This is a genomic window from Anaerococcus prevotii DSM 20548, from assembly GCF_000024105.1.
In the GTDB taxonomy this organism is placed as follows: domain Bacteria; phylum Bacillota; class Clostridia; order Tissierellales; family Peptoniphilaceae; genus Anaerococcus; species Anaerococcus prevotii.
Window position 1 is genome coordinate 373,713 of the sequence record NC_013171.1, and the last position, 16,331, is coordinate 390,043.

Sequence of the window (16,331 nt, forward strand, 5' to 3'; positions counted from 1 at the left end):
AGAGATATGCATCTTTTAATTGAAAACAATACAGAAGAAAAAATAGAAATGGATGCTGACCTAGAAAGAACTGTCAAGGAAGTCCTAAAGACTGAGGGATTGGGCGAAGACTACGAAGTTTCCATCACCTTTGTCGATAGAGAGGAGATTCATAGGCTAAATAGGGAATTTAGAGATGTAGATAGGCCAACAGATGTCCTATCCTTCCCCCTAGATGATACTATAGACTTACCAGACGCTGATAAGATGCTGGGAGATATAGTAATATGTCTGGATGTGGCCAAGGACCAGGCCATGGAGTTCGGCCATTCTCTAAGGCGCGAAATCATGTATCTGACCTGCCACTCCACCCTCCATCTTTTAGGATACGACCATATGGAAGAAGACGAGAAAAGGGAGATGAGACGTCGTGAGAAGGAAGTCATGAGAAATCTTAGAGTCTTCAAGAACGACGATCACGAGAACTTTGACCATATGGACAAAAACGACTACGAGAAGGAAAGAGAAGAAGCTGCTAAGAATGATGAAAAGTTTCTAGAATTTAGGGACGAGCTAAAGGAAGAAATCAAGGAAGAGCTTAGGCTTGAGCAAAGATACGCCAATGCCGAATATGGGAAAATTTATACCAAGGAGAACCTCAGCCACGGGCAGAAGTTTCTCAAAGGTTTTGATTATGCCTATGAGGGCCTAGTCTTTGCCATAAATCACGAAAAAAACATGAAATTTCATATCCTAGCTTGTGCCATAGTCTTTGTGGCAAGTTTGTTTTTCAATATTTCTAGGATTGAGATGATGTTTCTCATCTTTGCCATATCATCAGTCATAGCCCTAGAGCTTGTAAATACAGCTCTTGAGAACGCTGTCGATATAGCAGCAGACGGCAGGTGGCTATCTCTTGCCAAGTCCGCCAAGGACGTATCAGCCGCGGCAACCTTCATAGCAGCCCTCAATGCACTTTTTGTGGGCTATATGATATTTTTTGATAAGTTCCTCAACTTCTACGATTCAGTAATCTTGAGGATTGCGAGGAGACCGAGCCATTTGGCGGTAATTTCGATTTCTCTTATCATAATCATAACCATATTCCTTAAGGGAGTTTTCTATGAGGGACATGGTACTGCCTTTAGGGGAGGCTTTGTTAGCGGACATACTTCCGTATCCTTTGGCCTTGCGACCATTGGTATCCTCCTTATGGACAATCCCATGGTGATGATTCTTATGGCCTTTATGGCTCTTATAGTTGCAGAATCCAGATACGAGGCAGACATCCATTCGACAAAAGAGATAATTAGGGGAGCCATACTTGGCATAAGCGTGGCCCTTGCAATATTTGGGATATTTTCATGAAAGATATAAAAGAATTAATAGAACTTGCCCTAGACAATAAGGAAAAATCTTACTCTCCTTATTCACACTTTAGGGTTTCGGCAGTCCTTCTAACTAAGGAAGGAGAAGTTTTCGAAGGAGTAAATATCGAAAACGCCTCTTATTCACCGACAATCTGTGCGGAAAGATCTGCCCTTGCGGCGGCAATCTCCAAGGGTTATAGAGAATTTGATACAATAGTTATCACAGGAGATTTGATAGATACATATCCTTGCGGAGTCTGCAGGCAATTTATGGCGGAGTTTTTCGATGATGATACGAAAATCGTAATAGCAAACTCCCTAGATGATTATAAGACCTACACTTTGGAAGACCTTCTTCCACATAGTTTTGGCAAAAAGGATTTACAATGATAAAATCAGGATTCGTCTCAGTAGTAGGTAGGGCCAATGTTGGTAAGTCAACCCTAATGGAAAAGATTATAGGAGAGAAGATTTCTATAATCTCAAACAAGCCCCAAACTACCAGAGATAAGATACAAATTATATATAACGATGAGGAAAGTCAGATAATCTTTCTTGATACACCAGGGATTCAAACTCCTAGAAACAAGCTCCAAGAAAGACTTTTGACCTTCTCAGAAGAAAGTCTCAAGGAATCTGACATCATCACCATGGTTGTAGATGATTCGGAGGAAATTGGAAGGATTGACGGAGAAATCCTAGAAATGCTGGAAAAAATTAAGCTTCCCAAGATCCTTCTAATTAACAAGACCGACCTCGCTGATAGGGAGAAAATTGCCCATATCAGGGAGAACTTTAGGGCTTGCGATTTCGATAGGATTATAGAAATATCAGCCCTTGAAGGGGAAAATATTGATGTTTTCATAGATACTATCAAGGAAATGCTTGACTTTGGTCCAGCCTACTACGATAGGGACATGATTACAGATAAGACTGAGAGATTTATCGTAGGAGAAATCATAAGAGAGAAGGCTCTTAGAAACCTATCAAACGAAGTCCCTCACGGGGTGGCTGTTAGAATTGACGACTTTAAGGAAAGATCTAACAAGAAGCTAATAGACATAAGGGCTACAATTGTGGTGGAGAAAAATAGCCACAAGGAGATTGTTATCGGCAAAAATGGCCAGATGATAAAGAGGATTGGCATGGATGCGAGAAAGGAAATAGAGAAATTCCTATCTAGCAAGGTCAACCTCCAATTGTGGGTCAAGGTAGAAAAGGACTGGAGAAAGAAAGAAAAGCTGGTGGACCGCTTTGGCTACAAGTGAGCTTAAGGATGTGACAGGCTTTATCTTAAGGGAGTTTAGCTATAAGGAGACTAGCAAAATCATAGAAGTATTTACCGACAAGGTCGGAAGAATTTCCATTATGGCCAGGGGAGTTTACAGAAAAAACTCCGGCCTTCTTTCTTTGACAGGAAGATTTATGAAGGTAAACTTATCCTTGTACAAGATGAAGGGAGACTTTTACGGCATAAGAGACGGCTACTTAGTAGAATCCTACAAGAAAAGTGCCAAGAACTTCGACATCATCCTCTACAAGTCGGCCATGTGCGATTTTCTCCTAAAGACTATCGATACAAACCAGAAGGATACAGTCTTTAAGCTCCTTGATACAAGCTTTAGGGCCTTAGAAGACGCTGATTATGGATATCTTAATATATTTTTGGGATTTTTGATCAAATATATATCATTTTCAGGTCTTAAGCCTAACTTTTCTACTTGCGGGATTTGCGGTAGAATTATAGATAAGGCGACAGGCTACTTTTCTATCAGAGAAGCCTCCCTTATATGCGAAGAGCACAAGAAGGATGCGGGCGATGTGATTTATCTTACTAGAGATGATCTCTTGTATTTTATGAAGTTATTATATACAAAATCAGACGAGCTTAGTGAGCTCAGCCCTAGCCCTGATTATGAGAAAGTAGCGAGATTAATAATAGATTATTGCTTAATTAGCCTTGATATCAAGAAGTTTTCTTCTATGGATTGGGTCTATAAGAGATTAAGCGAAAGGAATTAGAATGTACTTTGAAGATTTAATAATGAAACTTGAAGAGTTTTGGAAGAATGAGGGATGTTCGGTAATGCTTCCTTACGATACGGAAAAGGGAGCAGGAACTATGAATCCCAATACATTTTTGCGTGCCCTAGGTCCTGAGCCTTGGAAGGTGTGCTATGTGGAGCCATCAAGAAGGCCAGCAGATGGTAGATATGGGCAAAACCCAAACAGACTCTACCAACACCACCAAATGCAAATTCTCCTAAAGCCAACCCCAGACAATATCCAAGAACTCTACCTAGAATGCTTGGAAGCGATAGGAATTAACCCAAGAGAGCACGACATAAGATTTGTCGAAGACAACTGGGAAAGTCCAACCCTAGGAGCCTGGGGACTCGGTTGGGAAGTATGGCTTGATGGAATGGAGATTACACAATTTACTTATTTCCAACAAGTAGGAGGGATAAACTGCGAGATCGAAAGTGGTGAGATTACCATTGGTCTTGAAAGAATCTTTATGTATCTATCAGGAGTGGATAATGTATTTGACATCCAATGGTCCAAGGATTTAACTTATAGAGATATCTTTGGTCTAGCCGAATACGAGAATTCAAAATATTCCTTCGAAGACGCAGACAACGAAGTCCTAGAAGAATTGTTTAATATTTACGAAAAAGAAGCCAACAGACTAATCGATCTAGGTCTATGCATTCCTGCCTACGACAATGTCTTAAAGACAAGCCACGCCTTCAACACCCTAGATGCCAAGGGGGCCATATCAGTTTCTGAGAGAAGCCACTATATCAAAAGGGTAAGAGACGTATCAAGCAAGGTAGCCCACAAGTTTATCGAGAAAAGAGAAGAGTTAGGCTACCCTCTTCTAAGAAAGGATAATGATGAGTAATTACTTATTAGAAATCGGAGTAGAAGAGATACCTTCTGATTATGTCAAAAACACCAAAAAACAATTAGAAGATAAATTTAAGAAACTAATCGAAGAAAACAAATTAACTTGCGAGTCTATCTCAGTAGAGTCAACTCCAAGAAGATTTGCTATCTTGTTAAACAATGTAGAGGCAGACCTTACAGAAAAGACCGTATCTGTCAAAGGACCAAGTGTGAAGATTGCCTATGACGAAGGTGGCGAGCCAAAAAAACCTCTCTTAGGTTTCCTAAGAGGCCAAGGAGCGGACTTATCTGATGTAGTAATCAGAGAGTTCAAGGGCGAAGACTATATTTATGTAGAAAAAAAGGAAAAGTCAAAATCAGTTGCTGAAGTCCTAAGAGAAAATGTCTACGAACTAGTGAAGTCAATTTCCTTCCCAAGATCTATGAGATGGGCAGGAAAGTCAATCAGATGGGCAAGACCAATCAGATGGTTCGTATCAATCCTAGATGACGAAGTCCTAGACTTTGATGCTGAGGGAATTTCTGTAGGAAGAGTGACCAAGGGCCACAGAAGTCTTGGGTCAAATCATATAGAAATCGATGAGATACAAAACTACGAAAAGCTCCTTAAGGAAAACTACGTAATCCTAAAATACAAGGACAGAAAAGACATCATCCTAAGAGGACTTAACAGACTATCTAGCGAAGTGGGCGGAGAGTATATGAAAGACGAAGCCCTCCTAGATGAAGTTATAAATATAGTAGAATATCCAACTGTCCTAATAGGAGGAATCGACAAAGACTATCTAGAAATCCCAAAAGAAGTAATAACAACTCCAATGAAGGACCATCAGAGATACTTCCCAGTCCTAGACGAGAACAAGAATCTACTTCCATATTTCCTAGTCGTAAGAAATGGTGACGAAGAATTTAAGGAAAATGTAGTAGAAGGAAACAAAAAGGTCCTAGTAGCAAGACTAGAAGATGCCAAGTTCTTCTATGAGATAGACATGAAAAAGCCACTTGAAGCCTATGTAGACGAACTAGAAAATCTTGCCTTCTTTGAAGGTTTGGGCAATATGAAGCTTAAGACAGAAAGGCTAATGGACCTTACAGAAAGATACAGACAAGCCCTAGCCATTGGCGAAGATATGGCTCATCCTATAGGAAGAGCAGCCTACCTATCAAAGGCAGACCTTGTGACAAAGATGGTAGTAGAGTTTACTGAGCTACAAGGAACTATGGGTAGGATTTATGCAAGTAAGTCAGGAGAGGAAGAAAGAGTGGCAACAGCCATAGAAGAATCCTACATGCCAAGATCTTCTGGATCAGCCCTACCAAAAACTATCACGGGTATCATTCTTTCTATAGCAGATAAGATGGATACTATAGTAGGTCTCTACGCTATAGAAAAATACGTAACAGGAAGCCAAGACCCATTCGGTCTAAGAAGGGCCTGTCTTGGAATAATAAATATCTTCCTAGAAAACTCTATAGACATAGACCTAAGAAAGCTTGTAAATGATGCCCTCTTAGTCTATACAGAAAAGAACGAGCTTGCCTTCGACTACGACACAGCCATGGACAAGGTCTTAGACTTCTTTAGGGACAGACTCAAAAACAAGTTAATCGACGATGGGGTAAGCTACGATACAGTAAATTCTGTAATAAATACAGACGAGTTAAATATCATAAAAATCGTAAAGAAAGCTAAAAGCATTGATAGCTTCTTAGAAGATAATGAAGATCAAGTATCTTACTTTACAAGAATCGTAAACCTCTCAGACTATAGGGTAGATGCTGAAGTAAGAGAAGATTTATTCGAAAATGACCTTGAAAGATCTTTCTATGAGAAAATCACAGAGCTTGAAGACTTTAGTCCAAGTGCAGAAGCGAACTTTTTGGAAGAGCTTAACAGGATAAAAGAAACTAGCGAAATAGGTAATACTTATTTAGACAATACCATGATCAATGTAGATGACGAAGAAGTCAAAAACAACAGAATCGCCATGCTAAACAAACTGGCAAGAAGGATTGAACAAATCCTCGATATAAAAGAAATAGTAAGGTAAAAAATGAAAGAATTGACTACAATACTAATAAGTGATTCGACCGGAGAGACTGCACAAAACTACATCAAGTCAGTGACAAGCCAATTTCCTGATCTTAAAGTAAATCTAATTAGAAAACCAAGCATAGATACAACAGAAGAAATCGACGAAGTGATGACTGAGGCTGACAGCAATTGTATAGTCGTTCAAACCATAGCCAACGAAGACCTATCCAAGCATCTAAGAGCAGTAGCCAAAGAAAAAAACATCGAAGTATTAGACATCCTAAACTACGGAATCAGAAAGGTAGAAGAAGCGACTGGTCTTAAGGCAGTAAGAGAAATCGGCCTAACCAGAACCCTATCAGAGGACTACTTCAATATGATAGAAGCAATAGAGTTTGCCATCCAATATGACGATGGCAAAGATCCTAGGGGCTTTCCTCTATCAGACATAGTCCTTGTAGGAGTGTCAAGGACCAGCAAGACTCCTACCACAATGATTCTTGCGACCAAAAACTTCAAGGTCTCAAACCTTCCTCTCGTGCCAGAAATAAAATTGCCACGTGAGATATTTGAAGTAGATCCAGACAGGATTATAGGCCTTGTGATTGATCCAGATAAGCTTTCAAATATCAGGGAAGTAAGGAGTAAGTCCTTAGGCATAGTAGGAGAGTCAATATACTACGATGATAAAAGAATCAGAAGAGAGCTAGAATACGCGCAAGAAGTCTTCAAGGACCTAGATTGTAAGGTAATAGATGTTACAGAAAACACAATCGAGCAAACTGCAACAGATATTGTCCAATACTACTTCGAAAAGTTTCCAGAAGAGAGCAAAAAGCAAGTCCAATAAAAGGAGGGGGCATGAAGAAAGACAAAATTATAGTATTAAACTTCGGCGGCCAATACGACCAACTCATCGTAAGAAGAGTTAGAGAAATGGGAGTATACGCTGAATTATTCGACTGCGATACCAAAATCGAGGACATTGATTTTGAAAATGTTGCAGGAATAATCCTAACAGGCGGCCCACAATCAGTAAACGACAAAAACTCACTAAAGGCAGATGACAGAATATTTGACCTAGACATTCCAATACTAGGAATCTGCTACGGACTCCAATATATCAACCACTACTACGAGGGAGAAGTCGAAACACCTAAAAACGGTGAATACGGTAAAACTCCACTATTCGTAGACCAAAAAAGTGAGCTTTTCCAAAATGTACCTCAAGAATCCGTAATCTGGATGAACCACAGGGACAGAGTAAACAAAATCGCAGAAGGCTTCAAGAAGATCGCTTGGACCTTAAATGCACCAGTGGCAGGCATAGAAAACAAAGAAAAGAAAATCTATGCGGTACAATTCCACCCAGAAGTGGTACATTCTGAGTACGGAAAACAAATGCTAGAAAACTTTGTAATAAACATAGCGAAGGCTGAAAAAACATGGACTATGGAAGACTTTGCCAAGGCAAAAATTGCTGAGATCAAAGAAAAATACGCTGGAGAAAAAATGATCTGCGGCCTATCAGGTGGAGTAGACTCATCAGTTGCAGCGACAATCGTATCAAAGGCAATAGGGGATAATCTCCAATGTATCTTCGTAGACCACGGACTACTAAGAAAAGACGAAGCCAAATCTGTAATGGAAACTTACAAGGACCTTGGTCTAAACGTAAAAATGGTCGACAAATCAGAAGAATTCCTAAGTCTACTTAAGGGAGTGGAAGAGCCTGAAGAGAAAAGAAAAATCATAGGCAACCACTTCGTAGAAGTATTTGAAGAAGAAGCCAAAAAAATCGGCGGAGCCAAATACCTAGTCCAAGGAACAATCTACCCTGACGTAATCGAAAGCGGTAAAGATAAGGCAAGTGTCATCAAAAGCCACCACAACGTAGGAGGCCTTCCTGAAGATATGGACTTCGTAGGACTCGTAGAGCCACTAAGAGAACTCTTCAAAGACGAAGTAAGAGCGGTAGGAGAGGCAATAGGAGTACCACATGATATGGTATGGCGCCAACCATTCCCAGGACCAGGCCTAGCCATAAGAGTAATCGGTGAAATCACCAAAGACAAACTAGAAATAGTAAGAGAAACAGACGCAATCCTAAGAGAAGAAGTAGAAAACTTCGGCTTAAAAGAAGACATCTGGCAATACTTCACAGTATGGACACCAATCAAGACTGTAGGAGTAAAAGGAGACGCAAGAGTCTACGAAAACGTCATAGCAGTAAGAGCAGTAACCAGCACCGACGCCATGACAGTAGAAGCCGCCAACCTCCCATACGATCTAATGCAAACTCTATCTAATAGAATGATAAACGAAGTAGCCGGAGTAGGAAGAATAGTATACGATATAACAAGTAAACCACCTGGAACAATTGAATGGGAGTAAATCGACCGTTGATTTCGGTCGATTTACCCGGAAATCAGCTGCGGTAGCAGCTAAAGAGTTTGTGTAATAAACGGGATTTTCGTTAGTCCCATCATCTAAGAGTGACCGATGCTTCGCATCGGTCATTTTCGAGATAAGCTAATACGCAAAGCGTGTTAGCGAATCCGAAAAACTAAGCGAGAAAATTCCAAAGGAGTTTTCGAGAGGAATCGCAAGCGATGTTTTTACGTCAGCCCCATATATCGAGCACGAAGTGCGAAGATAGATGGATGGCTGCCCTTCTGCAGGGAAGAAAAGCCGACGCGACCGAATATAATGCTAACAAAAATATCGTAGGCGATATTTTTGTGTTAATCACTATTTATCAAGGTGCAAAGCACCGCAGAATAAATAGATGATTAAGCTTATGTCACAAATCCTGAAAAATCCTGACGAAAAGGAAGGGTTTTTAAGGTGTGTGACTGAGCGTTGGCTTTTCTGATTCGCTGAATGGGATTGAAAATTATTAAATAATTTTCAAGTATGATATAGATTCACTCAAACGAAGAGATATTACATTCAAAATCAAAATAAAGTTAGGAATCGCAAGCGATATTTTATGTCAGGACCCCATTGTTGAAACTTTAGTTTCAAGAATGGAAGGTCTGCCCTTCTTAGGCGAGAAATCGCTGATGTGACAAATATGATCATCATCGATTTCGAGTCGAGAATGGGAGTAGTCCCACCATCTTGGGTGGAAAATGCGAAGCATTTTCATATCTGAGATAAGCGAAGGAGCGGAGTTTCAAGCGAATCCAGAGAACTAAGCGAAGAAACTCGAAAAGAGTTTCTGAGAGGATATCCCTGTGTGGGAGTTTTACCCGAAAAATAGTGCGGAACACGGAGAGCAGTAAAACTGTGGTTTTCGTTAGTCCCACCATCTAAGTGTGGCCGATGCTTAAGCATCGGTCATTTTCGAGACCACTCAGCCACTGCACCAGACCTACCATCTATTTCTAACGAAATAGAGTTAGGACTTCGCGTGGAGGGTCTTCCCAAAGTCAGACGGGCTTGCACAAAACTAAGAGAGAAAACTCAGGAGAGTTTTCGAGAGGAAAGTGGTAGGAAAATTGGCTACTGGTACTCAAATGGTACTGGAAGCTAAAAAGAATAAACTAAATATTAGAGACTGTGTAAAATTTTGTGTATAGGAGCCTCCTGATTAGGATAAAGAAAAACTAATCAGGAGGAAATTTAATGCTAAGTAAAAGACCAGAAACAAGACTTAACAAAATAGCAAAAATGTTAATCGAAGAGTATCAGCCTCAAAGTGAACAAGATATTCAAGAAGCACTAAAAGATTTTAGGCGATACAATGTAAGAACTTTTAAAAGCAGAATTAGATAAGCATTTAGACTATGAATATGGAGAAAAACCACTTTCCTTAAATACAAGAAACGGTACAAGTAAAAAACAGTTAGATCATCATATGGAAATATAGATTTAAACATACCAAGAGATAGAGAAGGGATATTTGAACCACAATCATTAAAAAATACGAAAAAGACACCTCAAACATAGTAAATCAGATGATATCAATGTATGGAAAAGGAATACCCTCGCCTAATAATATCATCAACTCATTTCATTCGTTGGATATTATTGGCTGGAGTAGACCCTTATAACAAGAGACATATCATCTCATATCAAAGATATCTATGGATTTGGCATATCAGAAACAATGGTAAGTAAAATAACAAATAAAATACTACCAACCATAGAAGAGTGGCAAAATAGACCGCTAGAAAAAATCTATCCTATGGTCTTTTTAGACGCCATCCACTATCACGTAAGAGAAAACAACATAGTAGTCAAAAAAGCAGTATACATTGCTCTATGCTACAATCTAGAAGGTTTTAAAGATATACTTGGCATGTACCCGAGGGGCAGACCCTGGGTAGGAGAAAATGAATCAAGCAAATACTGGCTCTTAGTATTAAATCAGCTAAAAGAGAGAGGTCTTGAAGATATCCTAATAGTTTCAACAGATAACCTACCAGGATTTAGCCAGGCTATAGAAGCAGTATATCCAGAAGGAATAAGAAAACTAATCTATACAACAAATACCATGGAAAACTTCAATAGGCAACTAAGAAAAGTAACCAAAAATAAAACCATATTTCCAAATGACTACGCACTACAAAAAAGCTTGTACCTTGCTATGGTAGATGCCTCAAGCAAATGGACAAGTAGAATACGTGGCTGGGATTAAATCTTATCCCAATTATCAATATTTTTTGAAGGGAGGTTTTAATCAAGCAAAAAATTTAGCGTGAAATCGGCTGCAAATTTTCATGAAAATTTGACAGTTTATTAAGCCCAAGTAAAATTAAGTTAAGCTCCATTTCTAAAGAAATGGACATATATTGATACATAAAAAATGTATCAACCCTTACCCTTAATCAGGATTTAGGTTGATACACAAAATTATTTACAGACCCTTACAGATCCCTTTGTTTCTCTTGAAACGTTCCTATTACCTTCTTTTTGAACTATTAGGAAATTCCTAATAGTTGCTTTTTCTTGCAGTTCCTTGTCTTCAAATATATTTTTTAAATGTTCATTTATAGTAGAAACACTCACATTGTGGAGAGTAGCCATCATCTTTTGAGTAAGCCAAATATTTTCATCTTCATATCTTATTTCAATAGCATCTTCATCATTTCCTGTGGTAGCTATATAGGTCAAATATTCAGCAGCAGAAGATCTAATTTGCTTTTCATCTTTATTTAATTCTCCGCTCATAATACCTCCAGGTATTTATTTTTTATTTTATCCTAATCTTAAAATAATATAAAAAAAATTATTCATCATCATTTACATAAAACCTATCTTCAAACCAATTATCAAACTTATAATCATCAGCTATAGGGAATGACATATCTGAATATAAAAATATTTCAATATCATTATCTCCAAACATATCGTATATCCACTCATCCCAATACTGGAAATCTTCAAAGTCATCTTTATTAAGATTGATTAACATTTCTTGCATTAATAACTCAGCCTCGTCAATGATTGATTTTAATATTATCTCTTCAATAGGCTTATGAGCTATAAAGTCATAACCCTTCACAGCTTTTATTATTAATTGATTTAAAGCTCTTTTTAATTTTATTAAGAAATTATAATCATACTCCATTAGGAATTCTTCTGGTAAGGATAACTGAAGGCTAGAGGCATTTAATTGACCAATGTGTGAACCTTTAGGCAAACTTGATAATTCTTCTAGATCCATCATTATATCATCTGATAAGATATCAGAACCTATGCAAAATGCTATAGCTGCGTATTTACCGTATAAGTCGTTTATCGTTTCTGACCATGCATCATGAGTCCTATACTCATCTAGATAATTTTCAACATCTGTTTCTTCATCATTAGGAAATTTTGACCACCTTAAAGCTACTAATATACCCTTAATTTTATCCTGTCTAATTGGATTTCCAGATTCATACCTACTCCATGTTCTAGTGCCTACATTAGCTTTTTTTGCAGCTTGTTCAATAGTTAAACCCAATTCTTCTCTTCTGTTTTTTATTAGCTTAGACATGTTGTTATTATTTTCTATTGAATTCATTATATTCCTCCATTCTAAATATGGCTTGCCACTTATATACATTATGCCACCATTTTAAATAAAGTCAATCAGGATTTTTAAAACCATAAATTTACTCTTAGTTTTATTACTTATAAATTCCTACTTTGTATTATTATAAAATATTAAGAATTCGGAGCCTATATGATATAATAATTGTGATAATAAATAAAAAATGTTAGTTAGACCTTTGATTATTTTAGAAAGGATAATAAATGAACGATTACTTAGAGTGTCCATTTTGTAAGAAGATATTTGCTTTGACTAAAGATACTTTTTATGAAGCCTGTCCTGAGTTTGATTCTAATAATTGGAAAAATTATAAACAGAAAAATTCAGAAGATAAGATTGAATATCTACATTTAGATACATCTGGATTAATTATACAATTTAATAAATGCCCAGCTTGCAAGAAAGTAACCATAGATATAATAGGAGCAGGTTCACAATTTCCTGAAGGATTCAGACGAAGAATATTCCCAGCATCTCAAGCCAAACAATATCCAAATTACATACCAAGCCATATATTGAAAGATTATACTGAAGCATATGATATATTAGAATTAAGCCCAAAGGCTTCAGCTACCTTATCAAGAAGATGCCTACAAAGTATGATCAGAGATAGGTGGAAAGTAAATGAGAAAAATTTATATAAGGAAATTGATGCTATAAGTGATAAAGTAGATGCCAATACTTGGGATGCCATAGATGCCTTGCGTAAAATAGGAAATATTGGAGCTCATATGCAAAAGGATACAAGCCTTATTATAGATATAGAGCCTTGGGAAGCTGAAAAATTAATATTACTTATAGAGGTACTTATTAAGTCTTGGTATATAGATATGCATGAAAGAGAAAAATTATTTGAAGACATAGTTAGTATCAAAGATTCTAAAGAAAAATTAGGATTTGAAAAGTAAATATTATTTAAAACAATTATTAAATTATAAGTATGGGAAATACTTTATGATATGATAAGTAGAAAATAATAAAAATAGGAGCACATAATGGATAATGTCACTGGAACCAACCTTGGTTTTGAAAAAGAAATTTTTGCTGCAGCTGATAAGCTCAGGGGCAATATGGATGTGGCTGAATATAAAAACGTTGTTTTAGGGCTGATATTTTAAAATATATATCAGATTCCTTTGAAGCTAAGTATAAGAGTCTTTTGGAAGATGGTGAAGATTATGCTGAGGATAGGGATGAATACTTGACTGAAAATATATTTTTTGTACCTAAAGAAGCTAGATGGGAATATGTAGCATCTAATGCTACCAGTCCAGAAATTGGCCAGCTAATAGATCAGGCTATGATATCCATAGAAGAAGAAAATCCTAAACCTAATGGAATCTTGCCTAAAAACTACGCTAGACCTGAGCTTGATAAAAGAAGGCTTGGGGAAGTAGTGGTTCTTTTTGATAATCTAAATCTCAAGGACCACGGCTCATATAAAGATATACTTGGCAGGAGCTATGAATATGCCATAGCTAAGTTTGCAAGTCTTGAAGGTAGAAATGCGGGAGAATTTTACACACCTACATCAATAGTTAGAACAATAGTAAAAATCCTAGAACCCTACCAAGGCAGGGGGTATGACACTTGTTGCGGGTCTCGTGCCGTAATAGTGATAGAGGCAAATAGTTATGTGAATACAAGGAGATCAAGACTTCCACCAAAGTTTAAAACTCAAAAAATAAATAGTTGGTGTGCTGTTTAGAGCAATGATTATATAATAATTATTGTAAAGAATACGCCAGTGTAAGGAGGGGGTATATTGTCAAAAATTAAAAAAGAAAAAATTTCTGCTAAAGGCTTTGATATTGAGGTATACACAGAAGATTTTAAAAATGACTATATAAGTCTTACTGATATAGCAAAATATAAAAACAAGGAGGAACCTAATGTAGTTGTTTCAAATTGGATGCGAAACTATAATACAATAGAATATCTTGGCATTTGGGAGCAGTTAAATAATCCAGATTTTAACCCCCTCGAATTCGAGGGGTATTTAAAAGAGGCGGGCAGTAACGCTTTTACTTTATCACCTCAAAAATGGCAGAAAACCACTAATGCAGTAGGACTATTTGTAAAGTTGGGTAGATATGGTGGCACATATGCTCATAAGGATATAGCTTTTAAATTTGCTTCATGGATATCTGCAGAATTTGAACTTTATATAATTAAAGATTATCAAAGACTTAAAGAAGATGAAAACTCAAAATTGTCATTAACATGGAATCTGCATAGAGAAATATCTAAAATCAATTATAAAATTCATACAGATGCCATTAAAGAGTATTTATTAGAAGACCTTACAGATGAGCAGTTATCATTTAAATATGCAAGTGAAGCAGATATGCTTAATGTGGCACTATTTAATAAAAGAGCAAAACAGTGGCGTGAAGAAAATCCTGACCTAAAAGGAAATATGAGAGACTATGCAAGTCTTAATGAACTATTGGTGCTTGCAAATATGGAATCCTACAATGCAATTTTAATTGAAAAGGGATTAGCGCAAAAAGAAAGAATGATTGAACTTAGAAATCTTGCAAAGGCCCAACTCGTATCTTTAGAAAAATTAAACCAATCAGATATAAAAAAACTACACAAGTAAAATTATTATAGAGTTTTTGTTCCGGTACTGGGACTGGGACGGAACTAAAATCTGAAAAATTCCTATAATTAGGTGGGTTTGATATATTTTTAAAATAGAATCTTGTATTTTGATTAGTTTGGAACATTTCTTATGCTTGTAAAAGAATAATGAGAGTAAAAATATCTATAAAGGTTAGGATTTGGTTTATTATTTTTCATTAGTTATAATTTAAAGCTTTCTGCTTACTGATCTTATATTTTTTAATAAAAAACTGGCCCTAGTAGTTAGTTTTATTGCTAACTTTTGGGGTCAGTTTCTAAAAGATTATAAGATGCCTAGAACTTTTTCTAGTATTAGGGTTATGGATGTGATTGATATAAAGCACATTCCTCCTAAGGCTAGTGGCTTAGCTCCTGATTTTAATAGTTTTACTATATCACTATTAAAACCAATAGCTGACATTGCCATTACAATAAAAAATTTGGATAAGTCCTTAAAGGGTTTGAAAAATTCAATATTTACTCCTTTGGCTAGGGCTATGGTTGTAATCAAACTTGCAAGGATGAAGTAGATTATAAAGAATGGGAAAATTTGTATTATAGAAATTTTTTTGTTATCTTCTTGATCAGCGTTTCTCATCCTAATGAAGGCTAGTCCTAAGCATATTGGAATTATAGCTAGGGTTCTAGTTAATTTTACTGTTACAGCCTTATCAAGTGTCTGGCTACCTAGATTATACATTGTATCCCATGTTGATGCGCATGCTGTAACTGATGATGTATCATTAACAGCAGATCCTGCAAATATACCAAAGGCATGACCATCGGTAGTAGAAAATCCAATCATACGACCTAGGCTTGGAAATAAAATAGCGGCTAAGATATTAAAAAAGAATATGACAGATATGGCTTGGGCTATCTCATCTTCATCTGCATCTATAACTGGAGCGGCAGCTGCAATTGCAGAGCCTCCACAAATTGATGATCCAACACCAACAAGAGTTGCAATATTTCCTTTTATTAGCCCAGTCCTATAGGCTAGGTATGCGATTATAAGTGATGTTGATATGGTAGATAGGATGATTGGAAGTGATTGTTTACCAGTTTTTAAAACAATTCCAAGATCAAGACCAAACCCAAGGAGGATTACAGCATATTGAAGGATTTTCTTTGATGTAAATCTCACACCACCAATATAAGGTTTTTTGTCTTTTATAATTTGACCTAGGGCCATTCCAATTAGAATACCAAAGACTGCTGGGCCTACTAGTGGGATTCTTTTGCCGATTATCTGCGATATTATTGCAATTATAAGGCAAAGAATAATCCCTTTTATATTTTTTTCTATAGATTTTATCATATATTCTCCTTTCACTTTTTTTATTATATAATAAATATATATAAT

Annotated in this window: 14 protein-coding genes and 2 pseudogenes; 13 read left to right on the forward strand and 3 right to left on the reverse strand. The window is 36.8% G+C overall.

The features are described 5' to 3' along the window. The first annotated feature begins 6 nt into the window (after positions 1 to 6). The 9 genes and pseudogenes from ybeY (at position 7) to APRE_RS09440 (ending at position 10,939) form a co-directional block, all read left to right on the forward strand. Positions 7 to 1,347 carry an rRNA maturation RNase YbeY gene (ybeY, locus tag APRE_RS01790; RefSeq protein ID WP_015777294.1) on the forward strand — a complete coding sequence of 447 codons (1,341 nt, stop codon included), beginning with the start codon at positions 7 to 9 and terminating at the stop codon, positions 1,345 to 1,347. After that, a complete protein-coding gene (gene cdd, locus APRE_RS01795) occupies positions 1,344 to 1,739 on the forward strand; it encodes a cytidine deaminase (protein WP_015777295.1) in 396 nt (131 codons plus the stop codon). The genes ybeY and cdd overlap by 4 nt, the downstream gene beginning before the upstream one ends. Further along, positions 1,736 to 2,617 carry a GTPase Era gene (gene era, locus APRE_RS01800; protein ID WP_015777296.1) on the forward strand — a complete coding sequence of 294 codons (882 nt, stop codon included), beginning with the start codon at positions 1,736 to 1,738 and terminating at the stop codon, positions 2,615 to 2,617. Before cdd ends, era begins: the two co-directional genes overlap by 4 nt. Then, positions 2,604 to 3,371 carry a DNA repair protein RecO gene (gene recO, locus APRE_RS01805; protein ID WP_015777297.1) on the forward strand — a complete coding sequence of 256 codons (768 nt, stop codon included), beginning with the start codon at positions 2,604 to 2,606 and terminating at the stop codon, positions 3,369 to 3,371. Before era ends, recO begins: the two co-directional genes overlap by 14 nt. A gap of 1 nt (position 3,372) precedes the next feature. After that, complete coding sequence (glyQ, locus tag APRE_RS01810) at positions 3,373 to 4,254, forward strand: glycine--tRNA ligase subunit alpha (protein WP_015777298.1); 882 nt, start codon at positions 3,373 to 3,375, stop codon at positions 4,252 to 4,254. Next, the gene (gene glyS / locus APRE_RS01815; protein ID WP_015777299.1) at positions 4,247 to 6,310 is read left to right on the forward strand and encodes a glycine--tRNA ligase subunit beta; all 2,064 of its coding nucleotides are present in this window, start codon (positions 4,247 to 4,249) and stop codon (positions 6,308 to 6,310) included. Before glyQ ends, glyS begins: the two co-directional genes overlap by 8 nt. Before the next feature lie 3 nt (positions 6,311 to 6,313). Beyond that, entirely contained in the window at positions 6,314 to 7,144 is an 831-nt protein-coding gene (locus tag APRE_RS01820) for a pyruvate, water dikinase regulatory protein (RefSeq protein WP_015777300.1), read from the forward strand. Between the two features lie 11 nt (positions 7,145 to 7,155). After that, positions 7,156 to 8,688, forward strand: coding sequence for a glutamine-hydrolyzing GMP synthase (gene guaA, locus APRE_RS01825; RefSeq protein ID WP_015777301.1), 1,533 nt, complete (start codon positions 7,156 to 7,158; stop codon positions 8,686 to 8,688). 1,281 nt (positions 8,689 to 9,969) lie between these two features. Then, positions 9,970 to 10,939: pseudogene (locus APRE_RS09440) on the forward strand (IS256 family transposase). A gap of 215 nt (positions 10,940 to 11,154) precedes the next feature. Here the strand turns inward: APRE_RS09440 and APRE_RS01845 are convergent. Then, complete coding sequence (locus APRE_RS01845) at positions 11,155 to 11,472, reverse strand: virulence RhuM family protein (protein WP_015777302.1); 318 nt, start codon at positions 11,470 to 11,472, stop codon at positions 11,155 to 11,157. Between the two features lie 58 nt (positions 11,473 to 11,530). Further along, entirely contained in the window at positions 11,531 to 12,310 is a 780-nt protein-coding gene (locus APRE_RS01850) for a helix-turn-helix domain-containing protein (protein ID WP_015777303.1), read from the reverse strand. Positions 12,311 to 12,543: 233 nt separating this feature from the next. Here APRE_RS01850 and APRE_RS01855 point away from each other — a divergent pair, with 233 nt between their 5' ends. The 4 genes and pseudogenes from APRE_RS01855 (at position 12,544) to APRE_RS01865 (ending at position 14,945) form a co-directional block, all read left to right on the forward strand. Further along, the gene (locus APRE_RS01855; RefSeq protein ID WP_015777304.1) at positions 12,544 to 13,248 is read left to right on the forward strand and encodes a DUF4145 domain-containing protein; all 705 of its coding nucleotides are present in this window, start codon (positions 12,544 to 12,546) and stop codon (positions 13,246 to 13,248) included. A 162-nt stretch (positions 13,249 to 13,410) separates the two neighbouring features. Next, positions 13,411 to 13,688, forward strand: a pseudogene (locus APRE_RS09865) (type I restriction-modification system subunit M N-terminal domain-containing protein); the annotation flags it as partial. Between the two features lie 48 nt (positions 13,689 to 13,736). Continuing rightward, complete coding sequence (locus APRE_RS09870) at positions 13,737 to 14,048, forward strand: N-6 DNA methylase (protein WP_245941934.1); 312 nt, start codon at positions 13,737 to 13,739, stop codon at positions 14,046 to 14,048. A gap of 57 nt (positions 14,049 to 14,105) precedes the next feature. Continuing rightward, a complete protein-coding gene (locus APRE_RS01865; protein WP_015777305.1) occupies positions 14,106 to 14,945 on the forward strand; it encodes a KilA-N domain-containing protein in 840 nt (279 codons plus the stop codon). Between the two features lie 306 nt (positions 14,946 to 15,251). Here the strand turns inward: APRE_RS01865 and APRE_RS01870 are convergent, their stop codons facing one another. Further along, entirely contained in the window at positions 15,252 to 16,286 is a 1,035-nt protein-coding gene (locus APRE_RS01870; protein ID WP_015777306.1) for a YeiH family protein, read from the reverse strand. Positions 16,287 to 16,331: the final 45 nt, after the last annotated feature.